This is a genomic window from Acidovorax facilis, from assembly GCF_050626955.1.
GTDB classification, from domain to species: Bacteria; Pseudomonadota; Gammaproteobacteria; order Burkholderiales; family Burkholderiaceae_C; genus Acidovorax; species Acidovorax facilis.
Window position 1 is genome coordinate 2,804,590 of sequence record NZ_CP192460.1, and the last position, 23,883, is coordinate 2,828,472.

24 protein-coding genes are annotated in these 23,883 nt (G+C 67.2%); 14 read left to right on the forward strand and 10 right to left on the reverse strand.

Annotated elements, in window-relative coordinates:
* Positions 1-250: 250 nt before the first annotated feature.
* The gene (locus tag ACQ4MJ_RS12845) at positions 251-1,522 is read right to left on the reverse strand and encodes a phospholipase D-like domain-containing protein (protein ID WP_431153072.1); all 1,272 of its coding nucleotides are present in this window, start codon (positions 1,520-1,522) and stop codon (positions 251-253) included.
* Positions 1,523-1,698: 176 nt separating this feature from the next.
* Here ACQ4MJ_RS12845 and ACQ4MJ_RS12850 point away from each other — a divergent pair, with 176 nt between their 5' ends.
* Positions 1,699-2,625: a peptidoglycan DD-metalloendopeptidase family protein gene (locus tag ACQ4MJ_RS12850; protein WP_431152422.1), complete on the forward strand. Its 927-nt coding sequence runs from the start codon at positions 1,699-1,701 to the stop codon at positions 2,623-2,625.
* Between the two features lie 135 nt (positions 2,626-2,760).
* On the opposite strand, the gene gltS is transcribed toward ACQ4MJ_RS12850, so the two are convergent.
* The gene (gltS, locus tag ACQ4MJ_RS12855) at positions 2,761-4,002 is read right to left on the reverse strand and encodes a sodium/glutamate symporter (RefSeq protein ID WP_055398922.1); all 1,242 of its coding nucleotides are present in this window, start codon (positions 4,000-4,002) and stop codon (positions 2,761-2,763) included.
* A gap of 149 nt (positions 4,003-4,151) precedes the next feature.
* Between gltS and ACQ4MJ_RS12860 the strand changes: the two genes are divergently transcribed.
* Entirely contained in the window at positions 4,152-4,814 is a 663-nt protein-coding gene (locus ACQ4MJ_RS12860) for a pseudouridine synthase (RefSeq protein ID WP_431152421.1), read from the forward strand.
* A gap of 19 nt (positions 4,815-4,833) precedes the next feature.
* Here the strand turns inward: ACQ4MJ_RS12860 and ACQ4MJ_RS12865 are convergent, their stop codons facing one another.
* On the reverse strand, positions 4,834-5,544 hold the full coding sequence (locus ACQ4MJ_RS12865) for a glutathione S-transferase family protein (RefSeq protein WP_431152420.1): 711 nt from the start codon (positions 5,542-5,544) through the stop codon (positions 4,834-4,836).
* A gap of 182 nt (positions 5,545-5,726) precedes the next feature.
* On the opposite strand from ACQ4MJ_RS12865, the gene ACQ4MJ_RS12870 reads away from it, so the two are divergent.
* Positions 5,727-6,617, forward strand: coding sequence for a LysR family transcriptional regulator (locus tag ACQ4MJ_RS12870; RefSeq protein WP_431152419.1), 891 nt, complete (start codon positions 5,727-5,729; stop codon positions 6,615-6,617).
* 77 nt (positions 6,618-6,694) lie between these two features.
* A complete protein-coding gene (locus tag ACQ4MJ_RS12875; RefSeq protein WP_431152418.1) occupies positions 6,695-7,255 on the forward strand; it encodes a dihydrofolate reductase family protein in 561 nt (186 codons plus the stop codon).
* Between the two features lie 80 nt (positions 7,256-7,335).
* Here ACQ4MJ_RS12875 and ACQ4MJ_RS12880 read toward each other — a convergent pair whose 3' ends face one another.
* Positions 7,336-7,773: an Lrp/AsnC family transcriptional regulator gene (locus tag ACQ4MJ_RS12880; protein WP_055398842.1), complete on the reverse strand. Its 438-nt coding sequence runs from the start codon at positions 7,771-7,773 to the stop codon at positions 7,336-7,338.
* A 143-nt stretch (positions 7,774-7,916) separates the two neighbouring features.
* On the opposite strand from ACQ4MJ_RS12880, the gene ACQ4MJ_RS12885 reads away from it, so the two are divergent.
* Positions 7,917-8,465: an RBBP9/YdeN family alpha/beta hydrolase gene (locus tag ACQ4MJ_RS12885; protein WP_431152417.1), complete on the forward strand. Its 549-nt coding sequence runs from the start codon at positions 7,917-7,919 to the stop codon at positions 8,463-8,465.
* Between the two features lie 79 nt (positions 8,466-8,544).
* Here ACQ4MJ_RS12885 and ACQ4MJ_RS12890 read toward each other — a convergent pair whose 3' ends face one another.
* Positions 8,545-9,123: a DUF2242 domain-containing protein gene (locus tag ACQ4MJ_RS12890; RefSeq protein ID WP_431152416.1), complete on the reverse strand. Its 579-nt coding sequence runs from the start codon at positions 9,121-9,123 to the stop codon at positions 8,545-8,547.
* Between the two features lie 421 nt (positions 9,124-9,544).
* Here ACQ4MJ_RS12890 and ACQ4MJ_RS12895 point away from each other — a divergent pair, with 421 nt between their 5' ends.
* Entirely contained in the window at positions 9,545-9,982 is a 438-nt protein-coding gene (locus ACQ4MJ_RS12895) for a thermonuclease family protein (RefSeq protein ID WP_218299260.1), read from the forward strand.
* 21 nt (positions 9,983-10,003) lie between these two features.
* On the opposite strand, the gene ACQ4MJ_RS12900 is transcribed toward ACQ4MJ_RS12895, so the two are convergent.
* On the reverse strand, positions 10,004-11,707 hold the full coding sequence (locus tag ACQ4MJ_RS12900) for a flagellinolysin (protein ID WP_431152415.1): 1,704 nt from the start codon (positions 11,705-11,707) through the stop codon (positions 10,004-10,006).
* 277 nt (positions 11,708-11,984) lie between these two features.
* On the opposite strand from ACQ4MJ_RS12900, the gene ACQ4MJ_RS12905 reads away from it, so the two are divergent.
* From ACQ4MJ_RS12905 to ACQ4MJ_RS12915, 3 genes are all read left to right on the forward strand, one after another.
* Positions 11,985-13,256 (forward strand): MFS transporter, encoded by a 1,272-nt coding sequence (locus tag ACQ4MJ_RS12905; protein ID WP_228894369.1) that lies wholly within the window; start codon positions 11,985-11,987, stop codon positions 13,254-13,256.
* Between the two features lie 148 nt (positions 13,257-13,404).
* Positions 13,405-15,018 carry a DUF1800 domain-containing protein gene (locus ACQ4MJ_RS12910; RefSeq protein WP_431152414.1) on the forward strand — a complete coding sequence of 538 codons (1,614 nt, stop codon included), beginning with the start codon at positions 13,405-13,407 and terminating at the stop codon, positions 15,016-15,018.
* Between the two features lie 10 nt (positions 15,019-15,028).
* Positions 15,029-16,246 (forward strand): DUF1501 domain-containing protein, encoded by a 1,218-nt coding sequence (locus ACQ4MJ_RS12915; RefSeq protein ID WP_431152413.1) that lies wholly within the window; start codon positions 15,029-15,031, stop codon positions 16,244-16,246.
* Between the two features lie 87 nt (positions 16,247-16,333).
* Here the strand turns inward: ACQ4MJ_RS12915 and ACQ4MJ_RS12920 are convergent, their stop codons facing one another.
* Positions 16,334-17,251, reverse strand: a complete 918-nt coding sequence (locus ACQ4MJ_RS12920) for a DHH family phosphoesterase (protein WP_431152412.1) — start codon at positions 17,249-17,251, stop codon at positions 16,334-16,336.
* Positions 17,252-17,380: 129 nt separating this feature from the next.
* On the opposite strand from ACQ4MJ_RS12920, the gene ACQ4MJ_RS12925 reads away from it, so the two are divergent.
* Positions 17,381-17,845: a TerB family tellurite resistance protein gene (locus ACQ4MJ_RS12925; RefSeq protein WP_121419499.1), complete on the forward strand. Its 465-nt coding sequence runs from the start codon at positions 17,381-17,383 to the stop codon at positions 17,843-17,845.
* Positions 17,846-17,946: 101 nt separating this feature from the next.
* On the opposite strand, the gene ACQ4MJ_RS12930 is transcribed toward ACQ4MJ_RS12925, so the two are convergent.
* Together ACQ4MJ_RS12930 and ACQ4MJ_RS12935 are read right to left on the reverse strand one after the other, a co-directional pair.
* Positions 17,947-18,282 (reverse strand): ankyrin repeat domain-containing protein, encoded by a 336-nt coding sequence (locus tag ACQ4MJ_RS12930; RefSeq protein WP_431152411.1) that lies wholly within the window; start codon positions 18,280-18,282, stop codon positions 17,947-17,949.
* Positions 18,283-18,438: 156 nt separating this feature from the next.
* The gene (locus tag ACQ4MJ_RS12935; protein WP_218299253.1) at positions 18,439-19,032 is read right to left on the reverse strand and encodes a DUF6151 family protein; all 594 of its coding nucleotides are present in this window, start codon (positions 19,030-19,032) and stop codon (positions 18,439-18,441) included.
* A gap of 216 nt (positions 19,033-19,248) precedes the next feature.
* On the opposite strand from ACQ4MJ_RS12935, the gene ACQ4MJ_RS12940 reads away from it, so the two are divergent.
* Positions 19,249-20,043 carry a pseudouridine synthase gene (locus ACQ4MJ_RS12940; protein WP_431152410.1) on the forward strand — a complete coding sequence of 265 codons (795 nt, stop codon included), beginning with the start codon at positions 19,249-19,251 and terminating at the stop codon, positions 20,041-20,043.
* 68 nt (positions 20,044-20,111) lie between these two features.
* Positions 20,112-21,062, forward strand: coding sequence for an NAD(P)H-dependent flavin oxidoreductase (locus ACQ4MJ_RS12945; RefSeq protein ID WP_176885375.1), 951 nt, complete (start codon positions 20,112-20,114; stop codon positions 21,060-21,062).
* 33 nt (positions 21,063-21,095) lie between these two features.
* Here ACQ4MJ_RS12945 and ACQ4MJ_RS12950 read toward each other — a convergent pair whose 3' ends face one another.
* Positions 21,096-21,686, reverse strand: a complete 591-nt coding sequence (locus ACQ4MJ_RS12950) for an NAD(P)H-dependent oxidoreductase (RefSeq protein ID WP_431152409.1) — start codon at positions 21,684-21,686, stop codon at positions 21,096-21,098.
* Positions 21,687-22,157: 471 nt separating this feature from the next.
* On the opposite strand from ACQ4MJ_RS12950, the gene ACQ4MJ_RS12955 reads away from it, so the two are divergent.
* Together ACQ4MJ_RS12955 and ACQ4MJ_RS12960 are read left to right on the forward strand one after the other, a co-directional pair.
* A complete protein-coding gene (locus ACQ4MJ_RS12955) occupies positions 22,158-22,664 on the forward strand; it encodes an MgtC/SapB family protein (protein WP_373692578.1) in 507 nt (168 codons plus the stop codon).
* A 222-nt stretch (positions 22,665-22,886) separates the two neighbouring features.
* Positions 22,887-23,843: a DMT family transporter gene (locus ACQ4MJ_RS12960; RefSeq protein ID WP_431152408.1), complete on the forward strand. Its 957-nt coding sequence runs from the start codon at positions 22,887-22,889 to the stop codon at positions 23,841-23,843.
* Positions 23,844-23,883 lie beyond the last annotated feature (40 nt).

Genomic DNA, 23,883 nt, shown 5'->3' on the forward strand with positions numbered 1-23,883 from the left:
GGCGCATCGCTGCGTTGCGGGCTTTGCCAAGGCGGCCAGCCTTGGCCGCAGCCCGAGCCTTGCGCTGCACCCGCTGCCACCCCGGCGCACAGCCGATTTCTCGGTTTCAGTGGACTAGGGGCAAATGCCTGCTTGGGTTGAAAAATCCAGGCGGCGTCTTCGCCCCCGCATCAGACGCAGAAAACTACACTATTGATAGCGTCTGGCGCTTTACCCAAAAGCGCTAGCACCTGATTTCATTCAAACCCCATCACAACTGCGACCGCAGCAAGGCCGTCAATTTCTCGTGAGCCTTCTCGCGCAGCGGCCGGTCCAACCAAGCCTGGTAGGTCACGCGGCGTGACCGCTCGATATCGTCTTCAAAAACCTGGGTCTGGCGCTGCGCAAACGCCGCGTCGTACACGTTCAGGTTGGCCTCATCGTTGAGGCGGAACGAGCGGTTGTCAAAATTGGTGGAGCCCACCGACACCAGCAGCTGGTCCACGATCATGACCTTGCAGTGGTACATGGTGGGCGTGTATTCATAAATCTCGGCACCGGCCTGCAGCAGCGGGCCCCAGGTGGCGCGGGATGCAGCCTTCACCGTTTCGGTGTCGGTGTGTTCACCGGGGGTCACCAGGCGCAGGCGCACGCCGCGCGCCAAGGCGTCCATCAGCAATTTGTGGGTCAGCTCATCGGGCACGAAGTACGCCACCGACAGGTCGATGCTGCGCTCGGCCGCGGTGATGGCCAGGTGGTACATGAGCTGCATGCTCTCGCTGCCACTCGATGGCGAGCTGGAGAACATCTGCGCCTTTTGCATGCCCACGGGAGGGTCTTGTGCGATGGCCGGAAAGTACGCCTCGCCATGCAGCACCTTGCCGGTGACCTTGAGCCAGTTGTCCAAAAACGTGGCCTGCATCTGCGCCACCACGGGGCCACGCACCAAGTAGTGTGAGTCGCGCCAATGGTTGGGGTCTTGCGCGTGGCCCGTCCACTCAGGCGCAATGCCCACGCCACCGGTAAAGCCCACCTGTCCGTCCACCACCAGCAGCTTGCGGTGGGTGCGGTTGTTCAGGCGGGCCAGGTTGTACCAGTGGGGTTTGTGGAATTTTTCGATCTGTACCCCGGCCGCTTTCATCTCGGCCAGGTAGCTCTCTTCCATCTTGGCGCTGCCTACCCAGTCGAGCAGCACATGCACGGGCACACCCGCGCGGGCGCGCTCGCTCAGGGCGTCGGCAAACTGCTTGCCGATGTCGCCCGACCAGTAGATGTAGGTTTCGAAGGTGACGCTTTTCTGCGCGGATTTGATCGCGGCCAGCATGGGCGGAAAGATCTGGTCGCCGTTGAGCAGCTCGGTCACCGCATTGCCGCCCACGATGCCCGGGCCCAGCAGACTGCCCAGGGCACGTTCGAACTGCGGGTGGGCGGTGTTGTACAGGCGCGGCAGCTGTTGCTGCACCTTTTTTTCGCCCGCCGTGAAGTTGAGCGCCAACAAGACAAGGGCCCCAGTGGCCAGGGCCGTGAGCAAGACAGTGAACATGGTGAAGCGGCGGGGGGCGGCAGGTGGCATGGCGCGATGGTAGGTGGCGGCCTGGGGGTGGCGATGTAGGCGGACGCCGCCAACGCTGGGCGGCACAATTGCGGGGTGCTCGCCGTGCACGCGCGGCTGCAGCACGCTTGCCATCCCCCGCGCTTTTTTCTTACCGTTGCCCTGCCGTGTCTGAACCTGCCCGCCCTTCCCTCATCCGCCCAGCCACCCCCATCAACCGCCGCAGCGCCTTGATCGGCACGGCGGGCCTTCTCGCCCAGCCCGCCCTGGTGGGGCTGCTGCACGCCAAGCCATTGCCACCCGCGCCCACGGTGTGGCCCCAGGCGCTGCAGGTGCCCGGGGGTGTGGCTCGGCTGTCGCTGGGCCCGGCGGCCACACGGCCGGTGGCGCAGGTGCGCCAGGGCGATGCGGATGTGCCGCTGCGGGTGGTGGGCGATGCCATTGAGTGGACAGCCATCGTGGGCATACCGCTGGCGGCAGCACCCGGCGATGCGTTTATCACGGTGCTGGCCGAAGGCGGCGGCAGCCCGCGCCTGGTGCACTACGCCGTAGCCCCCAAGCAATACAAGGAGCAGCACCTCAAGGTATCGCCGCGCACGGTAGACCTCTCACCCGAGGACCAGGCCCGCTACGAGCGCGAGCGCGACCACCAGGCGAAGGTGATGGCGACCTTCACCGAGCAGCCCGCCGGTGTGGCCCTGCCATCGCTGCGCATGCGGGTGCCGGTGCAGGGGCGGCGGTCCAGCTCGTTCGGGCTGCGGCGCGTGTTCAACGGCCAGCCGCGCAATCCGCACAGCGGTATGGACATTGCCGCCGCCACGGGCACGCCCATCGTGGCTCCGTTGCCAGGCCGGGTGATTGACGTGGGCGACTACTTCTTCAATGGCGGCACGGTGTGGCTGGACCACGGCCAGGGCCTGCTGACGATGTACTGCCACCTGAGCAGCATGGATGTGCGCGTGGGCGACGTGCTGCAGGCGGGCGACGCATTCTGCAAGGTGGGCGCCACCGGCCGCGTGACCGGGCCGCACCTGCACTGGGGCGTGATGCTGAACAGAACCATGGTGGACCCTGCGCTGTTTGTGGCTGTGTAGTTTCGGCATCCACCGTCGCTGCGGGCCAACAGCGCTTGAAGGGGGCGCGCCCCTACCAGCGCCACCGCGGAACCGGCTTCGCCGGGCCGCTGGAGGCGTCCCCCTACGGGGGAAGACGCGAAGCGGCTCAGGGGGTCACTTCAAATAATTCATGAAGCCCGTGATGATCACGGCGTTGAAAAAATCGATGAAGAGCGAACCCACGAGCGGGATCACAAAAAACGCCTTCACCGATGGCCCATTGACGGCGGTGAACGCCTGCATGTTGGCCATGGCGTTGGGCGTGGCGCCCATGCCAAAGCCGCAGTGGCCGGCGGCGATGACTGCGGCGTCATAGTCGCGCCCCATCACGCGGAAGGTGACAAAGTAGCCATACGCAAACATCAGCACGGTCTGGGCAAGCAGGATGACCAGCAGCGGCCCGGCCACCTCGGCCAGCTCCCACAGCTTCATGGACATGAGCGCCATGGCCAGGAAGAACGCCAGCGACACATTGCCCACTACCTCGAACTGGCGCAGGGGCAGCGCACTGTCGCGCCAGTCGATGATGTTGCGCACCACCGCCGCCACCAGCATCGGGCCCAGGTACGAAGGCAGCGTAATGCCCAGGCCCTTGAGCCAGTTGACCAGCAACGTGCCTGCCCCGATGGACACGGCAATCAGGATGCTGGCGTACATCACAGTGTCGCTGTTGCCCATGGGGGCCGGGGCTGCAAGGCGGGCGGTGGAGGCATTGGCGGCGTCGACAGCGCCAGCCGCCGTGGCGGTGGCAGCGGCTGGCGTGCCCGCAGCCAACCCCGAGGTGTGCAGGCCATTGCGCCGCATCAGCAGGGTGCCCAGCGGGCCGCCAATCACACAACCTGCCACCAGGCCATAGGTGGCCGCCGCAATGGCGGCGGGCAACGCACCTGCGGCGCCCGCCTGCTCCAGCAGCGGGCCAAACGCGGCCGAGGTGCCGTGCCCGCCCGTGAGCGATATGGACCCCGCCGCCACGCCGATGAGCGGATGCACGCCCAGCGCAGCAGCCAGCCCGGCGCCCAGCAGGTTCTGCAGCACCACCAGGCCCACGGCGGCGGCCAGAAACAGCGCTACGCCGACACCGCCTTTCTTGAGCAGCTCGAAGCTGGCCGAAAAGCCGATGGTGGTGAAAAACACCAGCAGCAAAAAGGCGCGCATGTTGTCGTAGAACTGAAAGGTGAACAGGCCCGTCTGGTGGCCCACCAGCGCAATCAGCGAAAACACCAGCCCGCCGATGATGGGCCCGGGAATGAAGTAACGCGAGAGCAAGCCGACGCGGTTTTTGATGAAATCGCCCACCACCAGCAGCACGGCAGCGATGCCGATGGTCTGGGCAATGTCGAGTTCAATGGTGGTCATGGCGGTGTCTCCTTGAGGCCTGGATGAGAGGGTCAGGCAACACTTGCCCAGATGAATCAGCTATGGATTAAATAGCTGCCAGCGCAAGCTAGCGTAGCGCTGGAGGCCTATTTTACCTGTCAAGCTCCGCCCCCCGGCCAGGCCGGAGGATGAAGCAGGTGTCAGACGCCATCCTGTTCACTCAGCGCCGCACTGGTTCTTTCCTCCCTCGCTGCAGCTATGCTCGGCAGCCCTGCGCGCCCCGATCCACCCTCACCGCTCCCACCCCGTCATCGATGACCGCCCGCCTGATCCGCTTCAACAAACCCTACGGCGTGCTCAGCCAGTTCACGGCCGAGGGCAAATGGCAGGGCCTGAAGGACTACATCGACCTGCCCGGCGTATACGTGGCCGGGCGACTGGATGCCGACAGCGAGGGCCTGCTGCTGCTGACCAACGACGGCAAGCAACAGGCCCGCATTGCCGATCCACGCTTCAAGATGGAGAAGACCTACTGGGTGCAGGTGGAGGGCGTCCCCGATGAGGCCGCGCTGGCCGCGCTGCGCAGCGGCGTGGTGCTGAACGACGGCCCCACCCTGCCCGCCCGCGCACGGCTGCTGGAGCCCGCGCCTGCGGTGTGGGACCGCAACCCGCCCATCCGCGAACGCAAGGCCATCCCCACTGCCTGGATCGAGCTGGTCATCCGCGAAGGCCGCAACCGCCAGGTGCGCCGCATGACGGCCGCCGTGGGCCACCCCACGCTGCGGCTCATCCGTGCGGCCATCGGGCCGTACACGCTGGACGGGCTGGCGCCGGGCACCTGGGCGGATTGAACCGGTAGGCGTGCGGGGCCTACGCGGCCACCGCCTGCATGCGCCGCGACAACGCGGACCCACGCGCGAGCAAAAAGGCCCGCAAGCCCTCGGCATAGTCGGCCCCCACGGCCTGCTGCACCGAAGGGCGCGCAGCCAGTGCAGCACGCCAGTGCAGCACACGCGGCAAACCCTGCCAGAGCGCCAGGTCATCCATGCCCGGCAAGGTGTCGATGACGTCAAAGTACCGGAACACCGGGCCGAACACCGCATCCACCATGCCAAAGTGCGGCCCGGCAAAGTACGGCCCCGGCGCGCTGCGCTGGCCCAGGGCCTCTTCGATCTGCACAAAGCGGCTGCGCAGGTCCTGCGCGCGGGCCTGCAGCGTGGCCTCATCCGGCGCGGCGTAGAAGCCGCCGATGGTGTTCAGCACCGCAGAGCCAAACTCCATCCATGCCCGGTGGCGTGCGCGTTGCAGCGGATCTGACGGGTGCAACACGGGCATGGCCACTTCGTCCAGGTATTCGCAGATCACAGCGGACTCGAACAGGCTTTGGCCCTGCACCTGCAAGACCGGGGTCTTGCCCAGCGGCGAGATAGCCGGAAACCAGTCGGGCTTGCGGGCCAGGTCGATGGTGCGGCGCTCAAACGCCAGCCCTTTTTCGTGCAGAACGATGGCCACGCGCTGCACATAGGGGCACAGCGCGTGCGAGACCAGGGTGAGTGCGGATGCGGCTGTTCGCGAGCTCATGCGGCCCATCCTTGAGCGTGTGGGGCACAGAGGGTGTTCAACAGGCAGGCAATGCAGGTGCAGGTGTGTTTCATAGGCGGGCTTTCTATAGCAAGGGGGTAGACATCGCCCGCGGTGTATCTACCGACGTATGGCGACCAGCAGAATTTATGATTGCATTGACGCAAACAAAATAAGCAAACATGAAAACATCGATTGCACCCACGCAATACCAATTGGGCGCCGCAGAGCTGGAAGTGCTGCTGGCCATGGTGCGCACCGGCACCTTGGCAGCAGCCGGTGAACGGCTTGGCGTGGATGCGTCCACGGTGTTCCGTGCCATCCAGCGCATCGAGCGCGGGCTGGGCCAGTTGCTGTTCGAGCGCTCGCGCGCGGGATACCGCGCCTCAGAGCTGGCCCAGGCCCTGGCCGAGCAGGCCGAGCGCGTGGAAGCCGCCCTGGAGGCCGCCCGCACGGCCACGCAGGCACAGCCCGAGCAGGTGTCGGGCACGGTGCGCATCTCCACCACCGACACCCTCCTGCACGGCCTCATCGCCCCGGCCCTGCAGGTGCTGCAGCCCCGGCACCCGGCCTTGGTATACGAACTGCATGCGGGCAATGAACTGGTGAGCCTGACGCGCCGAGACACCGACATCGCCGTGCGCGCCACCAAGCGTCCGCCACAACACCTGGTGGGTCGGCAACTGGGCATGATCCGATCCGCGCTGTACGCAGGCACCGCCAGCCCGCTGGCCCTGTCCGACGTGGAGGCGGGCCGCGCAGCCTGGATTGCGCCCGACGACGCGCTGCCCGACCACCCCTCGGTGCGCTGGCGCAAAAAGCAATACCCCAAGGCGCCGCCCACCTACCGCGTCAACAGCCTGCTCACCGTGATGGAGCTGGTGGCCCTGGGCATGGGCGTGGGGGTGCTGCCCCTCTTTCTGGCCCAGGGCCGCAGCGACCTGCGCCCCCTCACCGGGTCGCTGGCCGACTGTGAAACCGAGCTGTGGCTGCTGACGCACCCCGAGTCGCGGCACCTGCGGCGCATTGCCACGGTGTACGGGCATCTGGCGGAGACGGTGCAGTTACCCTGACGCACTCGGGCCTTCCCGCCGCCCTCCCAGCTTGCTGCCAGCACGTTGTCAGCAGCCGGTCTCTACAGTGCGCCGCCATGACCCTCACACAGTTCTACGGCGCATCCAGCCTCGACGGCTTCATTGCCACGCCAGACCATGACCTTGGCTGGCTCTTGCAGTTCGGCGAGATCGAGGGCTCCAGCTACCCCGCTTTCATCCGCGACGTGGGTGCGCTGGCCATGGGGTCGCACACCTATGAATGGATGCTGAAACACGCCATCGACGCAGGCCAGCCCTGGCCCTACGTGCAGCCCACATGGGTGTTCAGCACGCGCACGCTGCGCGCCATCCCGGGCGCCGATGTGCGCTTTGTGCGTGGCGATGTGCGGCCCGTGCACCAGTCCATGGTGCGAGCCGCAGCGGGGCGCAATGTGTGGATCGTGGGCGGGGGCGAGCTGGTGGGGCAGTTTTGTGACGCGGGCCTGCTGGACGAGTTGATCGTGCAGATCGCACCGGTCACACTGGGTGCGGGCAAGCCGCTGTTGCCACGCCGGATCACACAACCGGCGCTGCGCCTGCAGTCGGTGACAACGCTGGGCGGCATCTTTGCAGAGCTGCGGTACAAGGTGCCGCCAGCCTCGCAACGCAACCCATAGCCACGCCTCTTGACGCTATTGTTTTCATAGCTATTTGCGCTTATCCATCAAGCGCCAGCGGCTCTTTGGACGAAAAACTCTTAACCCAGCGGCACCGCCTTGTTCACCGGGTGCGACAGCACCAGTGATGTGGAGACGCTGCCAAACGCGGCCAGCGCATCCACCACGCGCTCCAGGTCGGCGGGCTGGCCGAAGGCGCAGCGCACCACGAAGCAGTCTTCGCCGGTCACGCGCACCACATCCAGCACTTCGGGCAGGGACTGGAACAGCAACACATAGCGCTGGATGTGCTCGTGCGTGGTGCGCACCCGCACCACCGCCTGCAGGCCCAGGCCCACGGCGTCCAGGTTGATGCGGGCCGCGTAGCCTGCAATCACGCCCGCGTCTTCGAGCTTTTTCACACGCTCGCTCATCGCAGGCTGCGACAGGCCGATCTGCTTGCCCAGCGCCGACAGGCTTTGCCGCGCGTCATGCTGCAGGGCCATGAGGATCTGTCGGTCTTTTTTGTCCAGTTCCACGGGGTGCTTTCTTTGAACAGGCTCTTAACGATGACTTCAAGGTTTGGGCGGGCGATTTCCGATGAGCCCCCCTGGCCGGAACAGCGGCGGTTTCCTATTGTTGGCGGGCAGTGATGGATCTGCTTTGAGAACAAGGACATTGAATGACGACGCGACCTGTCTTGCTGATTCCGGGCATCTACAACTCGGGCCCCACACATTGGCAGTCATTGTGGCAATCCCGGCACGCGGGCGTAGCGCGGGTGGAGCAGGCCGACTGGGACCACCCCGATTGCGACACCTGGGTGCGCACGCTCGATGACGCCGTTGCTGCATCGCCCCAGCCCCCCATCCTGGTGGCACACAGCCTGGGCTGCCTGGTCGCGGTGCACTGGGCCGCGCGCCACCACCGGCCCGTGCATGCGCTGCTGCTGGTGGCGGTGCCAGACCCCGGGGGGCCGAATTTTCCGGCCGACGCCAAAGGCTTTGCCCCACTGCCTGCCGTGCTGCCCGCCCAGCGCGACCTGCCGAGACGGGTGCTGATGAGCAGCACCAGCGACCCGTATTCCACCCCCGGCTTTTCGGCGCAGTGCGCCAGCGCCTGGAACGCCGAGCACGTGGTGCTGGGTGCGCGGGGCCACCTCAATGCCGACAGTGGCCTGGGTGACTGGCCGCAGGGATGGGAGCTGGTGGCGCGCTGGCGCGGAGAGTGAGAACTGCTGCGGGGATTGCCACGCCCCTCTGAGAGCGCAGGCCCAGAGCGCTCAGGCCCCAGTGCCTGGAACCTCCGCGTCAGCCACCGATGGCTTGCGCCTGGTCCATCACGAGGTAGCGCTTGACCAGATCGAAGAAGCTCTCGTAGAAAGCGTCCTTCGAGATGGTCTCGCTGCCCACCTTGACCAGCGATTCGCTGCTGGCAGAAAACGGCAGCGACACGGACCCGATGGCGCCCACGCCCACGCTGGCCGAGTTGTTGGTCTTGCGCAGGGCATAGGTGTCCTGCAGCGCCGTCACAAAGCCCAGGCTCACCTTGCCGTCCGTGGCCTCGGGCACACACACCACGCGCACCACCATCTGCAGGTGCGACTCGGCTTCGGGCTGGAAGCTCTTTTTGCCCTCCACCAGTTCCGGCTGGTGGGTGGAGATGATGTAGCCCTGGCTCAGCAGCGCGCGGCGCGATGCCTCGCAGGTCTGGGTGGGCGTAGCGTCAAACAGGCGCGAGTAGGTGGCCACCGAACCAAAACTCTCCTGCACCCCAAACGTCTTGGGCGTGGTGCCCACACAGCCTGCCAGCAATGCGGCAAGAGCCACGCCACCTGCAGCAGCACCAGAACGAACAGTGAAGCGGGTCGGGAAAAGGCACAAACGCAAGGGCGGGCACTCCTTCGGGGTCATCAACATCATCAAGAAAGTCGTCATTGCGGGGGGGCATTTCCGGTTGCCATAGCGGCGAAGAACGGCTGCCATGGCGTTCTGACAGTCTGCACCACACCCGGTTCCCGTCGATTCTAGAAAGCCCTATGCCCAGCCTGGCACAACGCCCTTGCCCGTGGAGGGGCTGAAAGCGTGGTAACCACAGCCCAAAGCCCTGCACGCACGCCCTGCGCACCATTTCGGGCATTGCACGCGTCAAGGTATCAATTTGCAGCAGCCCGTAGAGACAACACGCCAGATGCTACACTATTGATAGCTGTTAGCGCTTATCCATAAAGCGCGAAGTGGCAATTTGGCACAACATTCTGTCACCTGCCTTCTTGCTCGCCTTCCACCATTTCTCTCTCCCTCTGCTGCCGTGCCCCTTGCCTCCCTGCTCTGCCTGGTCGTCGCCATCAGCGACGGCGACACCCTGACCGTGCGCTGCGGCGCGCCCGGCGCCTACCAGCAGGTGAAGGTGCGTATCGCCGCCATCGACGCGCCCGAGTCACGCCAGGCCTTTGGCCAGAAGTCACGGCAGCACCTGGCGCAGCTGTGCTTCAGGCAACGCGCCGCGCTGCAGCCGGTGGACGAAGACAACTACGGCCGCACGGTGGCCCATGTGCGCTGCGGCAGCGCAGACGTGGCTACGGCACAGGTGCGCGCCGGCCTGGCCTGGGTGTACACACCCTATGCCGAATCCCGCCCGCAGCTGGTGGCTCTGCAGCGCCAGGCGCGCAGCAGCGGCACAGGGTTGTGGTCACAGAAGCGGCCGCTGGCGCCGTGGGACTACCGGCACCGACGCAGCCAGCGCTGAGCTGGGCTGGAGAGGGATGCATCAGGTGCGCAGCAAAGCCAGCACGCCCTGGGGCATCTGGTTGGCCTGCACCACCATGGCGTTGCCCGCCTGCTGCAGGATCTGCTGGCGGGCCAGGCTGGCGGTCTCTACCGCGAAATCCGTGTCGACAATGCGGGAGCGGCTGGCCGACAGGTTTTCGCTGCCGATCTGCAGGTTGGCAATGGCCGACTCCAGCCGCGAGGACTGGGCGCCGATGACGGCGCGCTGGCTGTTCACATAGTCGAGCGCGCGGTCTACCGACACGATGGCCTGCGCGGCCGAGGTGGTCACATCCAGCGTGTTGCGCAGGCCCATGGCCCCCAGGCCAATCGCGCCCACTCGGGTTTCCAGCGTCTGGTTGGCATTGGCGCCCACCTGGAACACCTTGGTGCTGATGGCGCCGCTGGTCGAGGCGATGTTTTCGTAGGTCTCGGTGAAGCCCTGCAGCGCGTCCTTGCCCGAGCGGCTGCCCTGGTTGGGCAGCGCCGCCTTGGCGTCGCGCACCATGCCGCCGTCCACGTCGGCGCCGCCAATGGCGCCGGTGTCGGCATTGTTCAGGTCAAAGCTGCCGATGAAGGCCGCACCGTTGAGCCCGTACTGCGTGAGCACATCCCCCGCGTTGGTGAAGGCCCCGGCCGAGGCTGCGCCAATGGCCGCGTCCAGCGTGGAGCCGGGGTTGTTGCTCATGTAGGTGAGCACATCCTTGATGCCGGTGCCGCCCGCCGTCTTGATGCGCTCGTGCATGTAGCGCACGGCCGAGTAGCTGGACGAGTAGAACTCGCTGGTGTTGCTGGGCCCGCCAATGGCCGCCACCACGGCCGCCACGCCCAGGTTGGCCACGTCGGCGCGAACCCGTTCTTCGGCGCCGTGGATGAATTCGGCCGCGCCTTCGGCAAACCACAAGTGGCTGCCGGTGATGTTCTGCCAGTTGGTGGAGCGGGCCATCACCGCGTGCACCATTTCGTGGGCAATCACACGGTCGTTGTAGAACGGTGCGGAGCCCCCATTGGGCGGGTTGGGCGGCACGAAGTCGGCCATGTCCACCTGCAGCACCAGGTTGTTGCCCCGCCCCTGCCCGTCAAACCCGGTGACCTGCACATAGGCGGCCACACCGCCCGCGTTGTCGGTAAAGCCGGTGTAGCGGATGTCGATGGCCGCCCCATCGCCCTGCAGACCAAAGTAGTTGCGGATGAGGTTTTCGCTGCTCTCCAGCCAGCTGCCCGCGCTGGTCAGGCCGTCAAACACGGACAGCAGGTTCTCGTCGCCCACCACGCTGGCGTCGGAGCGATCGAACACGTCCATGCCATTGAACTGCGTGGTGCGCCCGGTGCGGTCGATCTCCTGCGCCAGCCGCGTCACCTCGGCCTGGATGGCCTGGCGGTCAGACGCACTGTTGGTGTCGTTGGCGGCCTGCACGGCCAGCTCGCGGATGCGCTGCAGGCTGGCCGTGACGCTCTGCAGCGCGCCCTCGGCCGTCTGCATGAGCGAAACGCCGTCGTTGGCGTTACGCACCGCCTGGTTGAGCCCCCGGATCTGCGAAGTGAACCGCTCGGAGATCGCCAGGCCCGCTGCGTCGTCCTTGGCACTGTTGATGCGCAGGCCCGAGGACAGGCGCTGCACGGTCGTGGCCATATCACTCTGTGCACCGCCAAGCCGGCGCTGCGCATTCAGCGACATCATGTTGGTGTTGATCGTCAACGCCATGGCACGCCCCTGGGACTCCTGGTCAAAGCAGATGAATAGACAAACGGTACAAACCGGTCGAAGCGGCACGCCCAGCCCCACGCAGCAGCAGCGCCGAGGCCGCAAACCCGCTTCTTCCTCTCTGCCTTATCGGCGGGCCAGGGCAAAACCTGAAGACCCCTTTCTGCGGGTCTTCCCCCAAGCCCCCAGCGTGCAGGCTGCACAGCCGCTAGCATCCTGGGGTCTTTCCCATCTGGCCCCCAGCGTGCGCTGCCCCGGCCGCCCCCGTTCCGTTTTCATGACAGTCCCCCATTCCCCCCCTGCAGCACCCGATGCGGAGACCTCCAGCGTCTACGGCCACTCCGGCTTCATTTCCTTTCTGATCGCCCGCGTGGTGGCCGTGGTCGCCACCCAGGTGCAGGCCGTGGTGGTGGCCTGGCAGGTGTATGACCTCACCCGCGAGCCGCTGGCACTGGCCTATGTGGGTCTGGCGCAGTTTCTGCCCATGCTGGCCCTGCTGCTGCCAGCAGGCGATTTGATCGACCGCTTTGACCGCAGGCGCATCCTGGCGCTGGCCTGGTCGGTGGGCGGCGTGTGCAGTGCGCTGCTGTGGTGGCTGGCGGGCCATGGGGCCAGCGGCGTGGCGGGCATTTATGCGGTGCTGGTGCTGTATGGCTGCGCACGCGCTTTTTCGGGGCCAGCCATGCAAAGCCTGCTGCCGCAGATCGTGCCGCGCGGGCAGCTCGCGCAGGCGATTGCCGCCAACAGCATGCTGATGCGCGTCGCCAGCATCGGAGGGCCGCTGCTGGGCGGGCTGCTGTATGCGCTGGGCGGGGGCGAGTTGACCTATGCCGTGTGCTGCGCGTGTTTTGTGCTGGGCGTGGCGCTGCTGCTGCGTGTGGTGGTGGCCCATGCCACTGCGCCCGGCCCCGCGCAGGGAACGATGTTCGAGCGCTTTGGCGCAGGCATCACCTTCATCCGCACCCGGCCCATCATCCTGGGCACCATCTCGCTGGACCTGTTCGCCGTGCTGCTGGGCGGCGTGGTGGCCCTGCTGCCCATCTACGCGCAAGAGGTGCTGCATGTGGGCCCGGCGGGCCTGGGCGCGCTGCGCAGCGCCATGGCCGTGGGCGAGGTGGGCGCCGGGCTGTACCTGAGCATGCGGCCCTTCAACCGCCATGTGGGGCGCACCATGTTCATCGCCGTGGCGGTGTTTGGCGTGGCCAACCTGGTGTTTGCGCTCTCGCACTGGTTCTGGCTGTCGTTTGCGGCGCTGATGGTGGCTGGCGCGGCCGACATGGTGAGCGTGTACATCCGCGGCGCGCTGGTGCAGTTCTCCACGCCCGACACCATGCGCGGGCGGGTGAACGCGGTCAACATGCTGTTCATCGGCTCGTCCAACGAGCTGGGCGAGTTCCGCGCGGGCACCAGCGCCGCCTGGCTGGGCGTGGTGCCCGCCGCCGTGGTGGGCGGGCTGTGCACGCTGGGCGTGGTGGGTGGCTGGATGCTGGCGTTCAAGACACTGCGCACGGTGGACCGTTTCGAGGAAGCTGCGCAGGCCAGCAGCTGAGCAGGTGAGCGGTTCAGCGACGGAGCGACAGGCCTTGTAAACAAGCTCCGGGGCGTTTGTGTCGCGCAGGTAAAACCCGCGCGGCAGGCTTGCACGGCGCGTTGGGGCGGAGCACCATGCGCTCCACTGCCTGCCCCCTGTGCGCCCCATGAACGCTCCTTCCGCCCCGCTCCCCGGCCCTCTTCCCCGCCGCACCGTGCTCGCTGGCCTGCTGGGCATGGCTGCCACCGCCCCGCTGGGCCTGGCCCGCGCCGCCACCCCGGCGGGCGCCGCTGCCTGGAACACCGCCGACGAGCCCACCCTGGCCCGCCTGCTGGACCGCGTAACCTGGGGCAACACCGCCCAGGGCCCACAGGCGCTGCCACCGCAAGGGGTTGCCGCCTACCTGGCCGCGCAGCTGCGCCCCACGCCCGCCACGCTGCCGCGCGCGGCCCAGGCGCAGATCGACGCCATGGCCATCACCCGCACGCCCCTGCCCGAGCTGGCCGCGCGCATGGAGGCCCAGCACCAGGCCGCCAAGGCCCAGCCCACCGAGGATGGCCGCAAGGCCGCGCTCAAGGCCTGGCAGCAGGACATGCGCGCGCTACAGCAGGAGGCGGCCGAGCGTTTTGTGCTGCGCGCGCTGTACTCGCCCACCCAGCTGCGCGAGAAGATGACCTGGTTCTGGATGAACCACTTCAGCGTGTTTGCGGGCAAAGGCAACCTGCGTGTGCTGGTGGGCGACTACGAGGAACGCGCCATCCGCCCCCACGCACTGGGCCGCTTTCGCGACCTGCTGGGTGCCACGGTGCGCCACCCGGCCATGCTGCATTACCTGGACAACGCCCGCAACGCAGCGGGCCGCATCAACGAAAACTACGCGCGCGAGCTGATGGAGCTGCACACCCTGGGCGTGGACGGCGGCTACAGCCAGCAGGACGTGCAGGAGCTGGCACGCGTGCTGACCGGCGTGGGCATTGCGCGCCAGCCAGACAGCGACGAGCCCCCGCGCATGAAGCCCGCGCTGCGCCGCCACTACGTGCGCGACGGCCTGTTCGAGTTCAACCCCCAGCGGCATGACTGGGAGCCCAAGACCCTGCTGGGCCAGCCCCTGCGCGCCGAAGGCCTGGGCGAGGTGGACGAAGCGCTGGACCGCCTGGCCCGCGCACCGGCCACGGCGCGTTTCATCACCCGCAAGATCGCGCTCTTCCTGGTGGGCGACAAGCCACCGCCCGCACTGCTGCAGACGCTGGCCCGCACGTTCGAGCGCACCGATGGCGACATCGCCGCCGTGCTGGAGGCACTGTTCAACGCACCCGAATTTCGTGCATCGCTGGGCCAGCGCTTTCGCGACCCGGTGCACTATGTGCTGGCCAGCCTGCGCCTGGCCCATGGCGACGCAGTGCTGCCCGGCGCGGAGCCCGCACTGGGCTGGCTGCAGCGCCTGGCCGAGCCCCTGTATGGCCGCGCCACGCCCGACGGCTACCCGCTGGATGCGGCGGCATGGGCGGGCTCGGGGCAGATGTCCACCCGCTTCGAGATCGCCCGCGCCATCGGGGCTGGGGTGGCCACCGCCCCCATGCCCACCCCGCGCGAGAAGGAGATGAGGATGGCCGAACAGTCGGCATCGCAGCGCACGCCCCCGCCGCTGGCGCAGAGTGCCTATGTGCGCGCCCTGCAGCCCGCCTGGTCGGCCGCCACGCGCAATGCGCTGGCGCAGGCAACATCACCGCGTGAGTGGAACCTGTTGTTCCTTGCATCACCGGAATTCATGCACGGCTGAGGAAATCACCATGCGACGCAGACACCTTCTTCAAGCTCTGGGCGCCAGCGCCCTCGGCGTGCACAGCGCCAGCGCGATGGCCACCCCCGGCGCGCAGGACGTGCGTTTTCTGCTTGTGTTCTTGCGCGGTGGTTATGACTGCGCCAGCCTGCTGGTGCCCACGGCCAGCAGCTACTACTACGAGACGCGCCCGAACATCGCCATCGCCCGACCCGGGCAGGACGGCGGCGCGCTGCCGCTCACGCCCGACTGGGGCCTGCACCCCGCGCTGGCCGAATCGATGCTGCCGCTGTACCAGCAGCGCCAGCTGGCCTTTGTGCCCTTTGCAGGCACCGACGACCTCTCGCGCAGCCACTTCGACACGCAAGACAGCATGGAGCTGGGCCAGCCCGTGGGCGGGCGGCGCGACTACCGCTCAGGTTTCTTGAACCGGCTGGTGGCCGAGCTGAACCCGCGCACCGGCAACACCCCGGCCACGGCCGCGCTGCAGCCCATGGCCTTCACCAGCACCCTGCCCCTGGTGCTGCGCGGAGCAGTGGATGTGCCCAACACGCTGCTGAGCGCGGCGGCGGGCCGCAGTGGCGTGGACGCGCGGCAGGCGCAGCTCATCGAATCCATGTACCGGGGCACGCCACTGGCCACACCCGTGGCCGAAGGTTTTGCCACGCGCGAAGAGGTCGCCCGCACCATGCAGGGCGAGATGGAAGCCGCCAGCCGCAACGCGCTGAGCACCAAGGGTTTTGAAGGCACGGCCCGGCGCATGGCAAAGCTGATGCAGACGCGCTACCAACTGGGCTTTGTGGACGTAGGCGGCTGGGACACCCATGTGGCACATGGTGCGGCCACGGGCGCGCTGGCCAACCGGTTTGAAGAGCTGGGCCGGGGCCTGGCGGGTTTTGCCGACGAGATGGGTCCGGCATGGAAGAGCACCGTGGTCGTGGTGGTCAGCGAGTTTGGCCGCACCTTCCGCGAGAACGGCAACCGGGGCACCGACCACGGCCACGGCACCGTGTTCTGGGTGCTGGGCGGTGGTGTGGGCGGCGGGCGCATTGTGGGCGAGCAGCAGGCGCTGACGGCCGCCACCTTGTTCCAGAACCGCGACTACCCCGTGCTCAACGACTACCGCGCCGTGCTGGGCGGGTTGTTCGCCCGGTTGTACGGGTTGAACGCGGCCGCCGTGGCGCGGGTGTTTCCGGGGACGAAGGGGGCGGACTTGCGGCTGGTGTAGCTTGCGCCGATTGCTATATATTTAATAGCTATCAGCGCTTATCCATAGAGCGCAAAGGCCGATTTTTATTCAGAACCGGCCCCGGCTTCAGGCGTTGAAGGTGCCACTGAGCAGCTCGGGCAGGCGCTCCACCTTCATCTTGAAGCCGCAGGCCTGGGCATGCCCGCCGCCGCCCATGCTTTCGGCCAGCGCGATGCAGTCAAAGTTGCGCTGCGCACGCAGCCCCACCTTTACACCTTTTTCGCCCGCGCTCCACATCAGCGCAAAGGTGCCAGTCTTGGCCGAAAGCATGTCGCCCACCAGGCTGTGGAACATACCGGGCGCATTCACCATCAGGCCGGTGATGCCGTTGAACACCAGCGGCTGCGCGCCTTCGGCAATGTCGGCGCAGAGCTTCTTGTACTTCTGGTCCATGGCCTCACCGCGCACCATGAACTGTTGGAGCTGCTCGGGCGTGAAGGCCGCGATCTCGCGCCAGCGCGCAAAGCCCTGTTCTTCCATGTCGAGGGCCGACAAGAACGCGGCGCTCTCGGCAAACTCCCACTTCCAGATGTCGCGGTCTTCCACGTACTTGAGCAGCTCAGGGATAGGCTCGTGCGGGTGAAAGAACTCCCACGCCAGGCGCGCGCCCGACTTGCTCATGTCGAAGTGCACCACACCGCAGCGGCAGGCAAAGCCAGTGAGTTTTTCGGCGGCGCTCTTGTGGTGGTCCAGCATCACCAGCTTGGCGGCACGCTCGTCGATGGCAGCCATCACCTCGGCGGCAAAAGAAAAGTCGAGGATGTAAACCGCACGGCCTTGCAGGGGCGGCAGGTCGTCCACAGACTTGACATCGCCGTGGTCGAGCCCCACGTATTCAGCACTGTCGCCGTAGTACAACCATGCGGCCAGCGCCGCGCCAAAGCCGTCGGGGCAATTGCGCCCGTGGTACAGGATCAGCGGCTTGGGATCGTTCTTGTCGGGGGCAACCAGCAGTTGCAGGGGGAGTATGGTTTTCTTCGTCATGGCCCCCGATTGTCGCCGGGGCGGTACACCACGCGAACGCAAAGTGCGCAGCCCGCCCGCGCGCGCTGCGGGAACCAACCCATCCACCGCGCCTCCACCCCATTTGCCCCGCACACCGAAAAGCACCCGATGTTCCGAACCCTCAAAGACCTGTTTGACAGCTTCACGCAGCCCTCCACCACCCAGTCGCCCGCCGCGCGCGCCCACGCCGTGCAACTGGCAGCCGCCGTGCTGCTGGTGGAGGTGGTGCGGTTTGATGCCGCCATGGACGACGCCGAGCGTTCCACCATGGTGACCGCCCTGCGCAGCAAATTTGCGCTGAGCGACGATGAGCTGGAGCGCCTGCTGGAGCTGGCCGTAACCACATCGAAGACCGCCTACGACTACCAGCGATTTACCAGCAGCCTCAACGATCACTTCACGCAGGACCAGAAGATCCAGCTCGTGGAGGCCATGTGGCAGGTGGCGTATGCCGACGCCCACATCGATGCCAACGAGAACCACACCATCAGCAAGGTGGCCGGGCTGTTGCATGTGACGCATGGCGAGTACATCGCGGCCAAGATGCGGGCAAAGGAAGGAAGCCCACTCTGAGTCGCATTCGGCCCTTCCCCCCGAGTGGGACACCGCCCGGGCGGCGAGGCGGCCGCTGGCCTGGACTGCGCGGGCTCTACGGATGCGCGTGTGCTCGGCGTCTACACCGGCAGCCAGCGCCACCAGAACGGTTTGCGCTCTTCCTTCGCGCCCCGGGCCTGCAGCAGCGCAATGAACTCGCTGCGCTGATGGCGCCGGGCCGCCTGCACCGGTGTCATGTCGTCAAAGTCAGACTTGAGCTGCGGATCAGCACCGTGGGCCAGCAGGTAGTGCGCGATCTCGCTGTGGCCATGGATCAGGCTGGCCACCAGCGGTGTGCACAAAATTTCGGGGTGCTGGTAGTTGGGGTTGACGCCCGCGCTGATGTGGTGGCGCACCAGTGCCAGGTCGCCCGCCACTGCGGCGGCGTACATGTCTTTCCAGTCTCCAGCGGACATGGGGTCTCCTTGTATTGTTTTTCGGTTTTGCGAGGAGCGCAGCGCGGGCCGATGCACATGCCTCCAGACCAGGGGCTCCATGGCAAACCGTCGGCATTCTGGCACGCCCTGGCGCGTGGGTGGTAGCGCAAAGAACTACGGCACCCGGCCCAGCTGCTACACCGCTGCCACGGCCTTTTCGCGTTCGGCGGCGGACAGCACACGCACCGCCACCACAGGCGCGCCAGTGGCCGTGAAGAATGGTGTGCGGCGGTAGCTACCGGTGAATCGCGCCGCCGCAATGCGGGGCATGAAGCCCAGCAGCGCCTTCAGCTGGCTCCAGCGCATGCGGGGCGGCGTGCCCTTGGCGCTGGCGGTCTCCAGGTGCATCTGCACCGGCCCAAACGCGGGCGCAAGCGGCTCGCCGCCCGCGCGCAGGCACAGGTGGACCAGCCCCACATAGGGCATGCGCCAGTCGCGCCCCGTATTGGCCAAGGGGGTATTGCAGCAGCGCGCATACCAGCGCAGCAATCCCGCCTCGGACAGCGACAGGCAGGCCAGCTGTTCGGCGCCGCGGGTGAAAGACACGTTGCGGGCATGCGTGCCCACCACCTCGGTGCCGGCCAGAGGGTTCAGCACCGCGTCGGGCTGCCCCAGATGGTGGGCATAGGCCTGGCAGTCTCGGCAATAACAGACGGCGTGGATGGCGGAGCGCGTGTCGGCCACCTCGCCGACGACCTTGGCACACTGGCATTGAAAGCGGTGGTTCATGGAGCCCTCTCTCTGGTGGATGGAAAGCTTACCGCCCCAGCTGCCAGAATTTGTCAGCAGTGTGCAGGCCAGGCCAGCCGGGCGCCCTACCCACCGCCGTATAGTAGAAACGATGCCACCGCATGAGCCCCTGCGCCAGCCCCGGCATCAGCCGTGCTGTCGTGCGGTTGGACTCCTGTCTACGGCCTCCCGCCCCTTTTTTCTCTACCTTCTTCCATGCCCCCTCTGCACATCCTTTGGCGCGACGAGCACCTGGTGGCCGTCTACAAGCCTGCGGGCTGGCTGGTGCACCGCACGGGGCTGGACGCGGGCGAGACGCGGTTTGTGATGCAGACCCTGCGCGACCAGCTGGGCCAGCATGTGTTCCCGGTGCACCGGCTCGACAAGGGCACCTGCGGCGTGCTGGTGATGGCGCTGCACAGCGATGCGGCGCGGGCACTTTCACAGGCCTTCGAGCACTGCGCTACGCACAAGCGCTACCTGGCCCTGGTGCGCGGCTGGGCGCCCGAGGCCATCGAGGTGGACCACGCCTTGAAGCCCGACGATGCCCCGGCCGATGCGGCCGTCCAGGACGCCCACACCCGCTTTCGGCGCCTGGCGCAGCTCACGCTCGACGAGGCCAGCGATGTGCGTTTTGCCACCACCCGCGCCTCGCTGGTCGAGGCGATCCCCACCACCGGGCGGCGCCACCAGATACGCCGCCACCTCAAACACCTGGCGCACCCCATCATCGGCGACGCGACACACGGCAAAGGTCCCCTCAACCGCTGGTGGGCCGAGCGGCTGGGGCAGCAAAGGCTGTGGCTGCATGCATGGCAGTTGACGGTGCCACACCCCGTGTCGGGCGCTGTGATGACGTTTGACAGCGGGCTGCCATGGCCGGGGCCTGCGGGCTGGGGCCCCGGGCACGACACGGCAGAGATTGCCAACGCCAGCCCCGTCTCCGATTGGCAGCGGCTGTTTGCACGCTTGCCGTGGGAAGAGACGCAAGGCACGCCCACTGCACCGTAACCCGGGCGACACGACGACAGCGCACCCGTCGAAATAATGGGCACTCCAAAAATCAGGAGACTCCGCCCATGACCGCACCCGCCACCAACCGCGTCCTCGCCCACACGGGCGCGCGCTACCCCATCATCCAGGCGCCCATGGGCTGGATCGCGCGCACGCAGCTGGCATCGGCAGTGTCCCGCGCGGGCGGGCTGGGCATCATCGAGACATCGTCGGGCGAGACCGCCAACTGCCAGGCCGAGATCACCAAGATGAGCGCACTGGGCCTGCCGTTTGGCGTGAATCTGCCCATCCGCTTTTTGAAGGACGACGCCATGCTGCGCTTTGTGTGCGCGTCGGGCGTGAAGTTTGTGACCACCTCGGCGGGCAGCCCGGCCAAGTTCATCGCGCCGCTCAAGGATGCGGGCATCACCGTGTACCACGCGGTGCCCACGGTGGACGCGGCGCTCAAATGCGTGGACGCTGGCATCGACGGCCTGGTGGTCGAAGGTGGTGAAGGCGGCGGTTTCAAGAACCCCGAAGAGGTCTCCACCCTGGTGCTGCTGCAGGCCATCCGCGCGCGGGTGGATGTGCCGCTGGTCGCGGCCGGGGGCATCTGCGACGGGCGCGGCATGGCGGCGGCTTTTGCGCTGGGGGCTGAGGCGGTACAGATGGGCACACGATTTGTGAGCTGCGCCGAAAGCCCCGTGCACGCCAACTACAAGAACGCCATCGTCGATGCGGGCGTGACCGGCACCTGGATGCTCAACACCAAGGCCAGCCCCTGCATCCGCGCGCTCAAGTCGCAGCGCACCCAGGCCATCCATGAGGCAGGCCTGATGCCCGCAGACAGCTTTGCTGGCATCCAGCGCGTGTACTTTGACGGCGACATGGAGGCCGCACCGGCCCTCGCAGGCCAGACCGCCGGGCTCATCGATTCCGTCAAGACCGCGCAGCAGATCATTGACGACACAGTGCAGGAGTTCTTTGCGATCAGCCAACGCATGGGCGCCTTGGCCGCAGCGCGGTCATTTGGCTGATCGCCATCGCAGCGCAGAGGTAGGGCCAGGGCTCTACGCCGCCTTCGCGCCCAGCGCACGCATGCGCGCCTTCCACTTGGCAATCCCATCGTCGCCCAGTTGCTCCACGCTGCCCACCAGCGTCTCATGCACCGGCGCAATGCCCACAAAGCCCAGGATATTGCGCTCCAGCGACTTCACGCTGTGCGCGCGGAAGTACCAGCGGTATACCAGCGCAGGCATGCCCATGGTGACTACCACCCGCGCACTGCGCCCTGTGAGCCCCTTGCGGCCAAAGGGGTTGCTGCCTTCGGTATTGAAGGCAAACCCGGGTCGTGCCACCTGCTCCAGAAAACCCTTGAGCAGGGCTGGCATGTCGCCCAGCCACAACGGAAAGAACAGCACGATGTGCTGCGCCCAGCCGATGTCCGCCTGGGCAGGCTTGAGCGATGCGGGCAGCAGGCCCAGCTCCCACTCGTGCTGGCTGCGCAGCAGCGCAAAGTCGATGGCAGCCACCTCGATCTCGCGCACCTCGTGGCCCGCCGCGATGCCCCCCTGCGCATAGGCCTGCGCCAGCGCGTGGCACAGGTGGGGAGCACTCGCGTCCGGGTGGCCCTGTATCAGAAGAATGCGTTGGGGCGTCATGGCAAAAACTCCTCGCGGCGCCAGGCCCGCCGGTGATGGCGGCCGCTGCAGGCACCAAGGCAAATCGTGACACGCGCAACCCCGGGGTGCAAGCGCCGAGCAGATGGCGCCACCCGCAGGGACGGGCTGGGGAGGCGCGGGAGGAACATGGCTATGGGCGGCCATCGCCAGACGCTTCACTTTTGATAGCTACCAGCGCTTTACCATCAAGCGCCAGATGCCAATTTCTATCAAAACCTGGCGCCCACACCCCGCCAAGCGGTCGTTGGCGTGCGTCGGCAGTGTCCTACCCCCGCGCTCGCCCGCCACCGGTAGACGCTGCCGCGCAGGAGCAGCACAGTCGCAGGGCAGCACTGTTGCTGCGCCCCTCCTCCGCTGGACTCCCCGCCATGCCACCACACGCGCACCGCTCTCTGAGCACACCGTCCTCCCTCGCCACAACGCCGGTCACCGGGTGCAAGGACTATGGCCATGGCTGACCTCTGGCAGGAGATCGCCAGCACGGTGGCCTCGGAATTCTCGGACGTGCCCGATGCGACACAGGCCACGCGCATCGTGGTGCGCCTGGCCATGGCAGCGCTGCTGGGCGGGCTGCTGGGTTGGGAACGCGAACACGCGGGCAAGGCCGCCGGCGTGCGCACGCACATGCTGGTGGCCATGGGCGCGGCCCTGTTCGTGCTGGTGGCGCAGCAGGCCGGCATTGAAGCGGCAGACAACAGCCGCGTGCTGCAGGGCATCATCGCGGGCGTGGGGTTTCTGGGCGCGGGCACCATCCTCAAGGGCGATGCCGAAAGCCAGGTCAAGGGCCTGACCACAGCCGCTGGCATCTGGCTCACGGCCGCCATCGGCGTGGCCGCCGGGCTAGGCCGCGAAGCCACGGCGGTGCTGAGCACGGTGCTCGCGCTGGTGGTGCTGTGGGCCATTCCGATGCTGCACGACAAGGTGAGCCGCAACGCAGCCAACCACAAGGCGGACTGAGCCGAGCCGAGCCGAGGCAGCGCGCTGGCGCGGGCTGCGCTACACTTTTTGGCCCACCGACCCCCTGGCTGCGGCGCAGGCCCACGCGCCGCAGGCAGCCACATCTCGTTACCCCATGCACAGTCTTCCAGCGCAGCACCGCTGCCTTGGCGGCACAGCTCCTGCGCCGTTTGCCACCCTGCCACCCGCCACAGCCTGCAGCCTTCCTGCGGCGGTACAACCATGACGCGGACGAGCGACACCGAGGCTCAGCCTGCGGCATCTGCAGCCGCAACCACAACTGCGACGGCCACCACAGCGCAGGCGGCAGCCTCGGGCAACCTGCGCGGCATCGTCGCCATGGTCGCGGCGGTGGGGTGTTTTTCGCTGATGGACGCCCTGCTCAAGACCCTGTCGGCCAGCTACCCCGCCATGCAGGTCGCGGCGCTGCGCGGCTGGGCTGCGTTGCCGCTGGTGACGCTGTATGTGCTGTGGCGCGGCGAGGTGCGGGGCTTGCTCAAGGTGCGCTGGCCGCTGCACCTGCTGCGTGGCGTGCTCAACGTGACCATGCTGGGCCTGTTCACCTACGCACTCAAGGAGCTGGGCCTGGCCGAGGCCTACACGCTGTTTTTCATCGCCCCGTTGCTGATCACGGCGCTGTCCACCGTGGTGCTGGGCGAGAAGGTGCGCGCCGCCCACTGGGTGGCGATCGTGCTGGGCATGGTGGGCGTGGTGGTGGCCCTGCAGCCCAGCCAGGACGCATTTTTCACGCTGGGCGCGCTGGCGGTGCTGGGCGCAGCGTGTGGATACGCCGTGTCGGCCATCACGGGGCGCGTGCTCAGCCGCACAGACTCCAGCGCCAGCCTGGTCTTCTGGACCACCGCCTTGCTGGCGCTGGGCGCGGGCACGCTGGCCTGGCCGGGCTGGGTGGGCGTGGACGCTGCACACTGGCCGCTGGTGGCGGGCCTGGCGGTCACGGGGTTTCTGGGGCAGCTGGCGATCACCGAGGCGTTCCGGCACGGGCAGGCGTCGGTGGTGGCACCGTTTGAATACACGGCCCTGGCCTGGGGCATGGGGCTCGACTGGGTGCTGTGGCAGGCCGTGCCGGGGGTTTCCACATTGCTGGGCGGCGCGATCATCATCGGCAGCGGGTTGTATCTGGTGCGGCAGGAGCGGACGCAGGCGGTGGTGCCTCCATGAGCAGGAGTCCCCCCTGAGTCGCTGCGCGCCTTCCCCCCAG

What these genes read in the sequence shown, in the direction of transcription:
- ACQ4MJ_RS12940 (WP_431152410.1), top strand. Translation starts at nt 19,249, where the DNA reads ATGCCCCCTCTGCACATCCTTTGGCGCGACGAGCACCTGGTGGCCGTC.
- ACQ4MJ_RS12950 (WP_431152409.1), bottom strand. Translation starts at nt 21,686, where the DNA reads ATGACGCCCCAACGCATTCTTCTGATACAGGGCCACCCGGACGCGAGT.
- ACQ4MJ_RS12935 (WP_218299253.1), bottom strand. Translation starts at nt 19,032, where the DNA reads ATGAACCACCGCTTTCAATGCCAGTGTGCCAAGGTCGTCGGCGAGGTG.
- ACQ4MJ_RS12870 (WP_431152419.1), top strand. Translation starts at nt 5,727, where the DNA reads ATGAAAACATCGATTGCACCCACGCAATACCAATTGGGCGCCGCAGAG.
- ACQ4MJ_RS12955 (WP_373692578.1), top strand. Translation starts at nt 22,158, where the DNA reads ATGGCTGACCTCTGGCAGGAGATCGCCAGCACGGTGGCCTCGGAATTC.
- ACQ4MJ_RS12865 (WP_431152420.1), bottom strand. Translation starts at nt 5,544, where the DNA reads ATGAGCTCGCGAACAGCCGCATCCGCACTCACCCTGGTCTCGCACGCG.
- ACQ4MJ_RS12925 (WP_121419499.1), top strand. Translation starts at nt 17,381, where the DNA reads ATGTTCCGAACCCTCAAAGACCTGTTTGACAGCTTCACGCAGCCCTCC.
- ACQ4MJ_RS12930 (WP_431152411.1), bottom strand. Translation starts at nt 18,282, where the DNA reads ATGTCCGCTGGAGACTGGAAAGACATGTACGCCGCCGCAGTGGCGGGC.
- ACQ4MJ_RS12860 (WP_431152421.1), top strand. Translation starts at nt 4,152, where the DNA reads ATGAAGCAGGTGTCAGACGCCATCCTGTTCACTCAGCGCCGCACTGGT.
- ACQ4MJ_RS12905 (WP_228894369.1), top strand. Translation starts at nt 11,985, where the DNA reads ATGACAGTCCCCCATTCCCCCCCTGCAGCACCCGATGCGGAGACCTCC.
- ACQ4MJ_RS12885 (WP_431152417.1), top strand. Translation starts at nt 7,917, where the DNA reads ATGACGACGCGACCTGTCTTGCTGATTCCGGGCATCTACAACTCGGGC.
- ACQ4MJ_RS12910 (WP_431152414.1), top strand. Translation starts at nt 13,405, where the DNA reads ATGAACGCTCCTTCCGCCCCGCTCCCCGGCCCTCTTCCCCGCCGCACC.
- ACQ4MJ_RS12915 (WP_431152413.1), top strand. Translation starts at nt 15,029, where the DNA reads ATGCGACGCAGACACCTTCTTCAAGCTCTGGGCGCCAGCGCCCTCGGC.
- ACQ4MJ_RS12845 (WP_431153072.1), bottom strand. Translation starts at nt 1,522, where the DNA reads ATGTTCACTGTCTTGCTCACGGCCCTGGCCACTGGGGCCCTTGTCTTG.
- ACQ4MJ_RS12945 (WP_176885375.1), top strand. Translation starts at nt 20,112, where the DNA reads ATGACCGCACCCGCCACCAACCGCGTCCTCGCCCACACGGGCGCGCGC.
- ACQ4MJ_RS12900 (WP_431152415.1), bottom strand. Translation starts at nt 11,707, where the DNA reads ATGGCGTTGACGATCAACACCAACATGATGTCGCTGAATGCGCAGCGC.
- ACQ4MJ_RS12875 (WP_431152418.1), top strand. Translation starts at nt 6,695, where the DNA reads ATGACCCTCACACAGTTCTACGGCGCATCCAGCCTCGACGGCTTCATT.
- gltS (WP_055398922.1), bottom strand. Translation starts at nt 4,002, where the DNA reads ATGACCACCATTGAACTCGACATTGCCCAGACCATCGGCATCGCTGCC.
- ACQ4MJ_RS12920 (WP_431152412.1), bottom strand. Translation starts at nt 17,251, where the DNA reads ATGACGAAGAAAACCATACTCCCCCTGCAACTGCTGGTTGCCCCCGAC.
- ACQ4MJ_RS12960 (WP_431152408.1), top strand. Translation starts at nt 22,887, where the DNA reads ATGACGCGGACGAGCGACACCGAGGCTCAGCCTGCGGCATCTGCAGCC.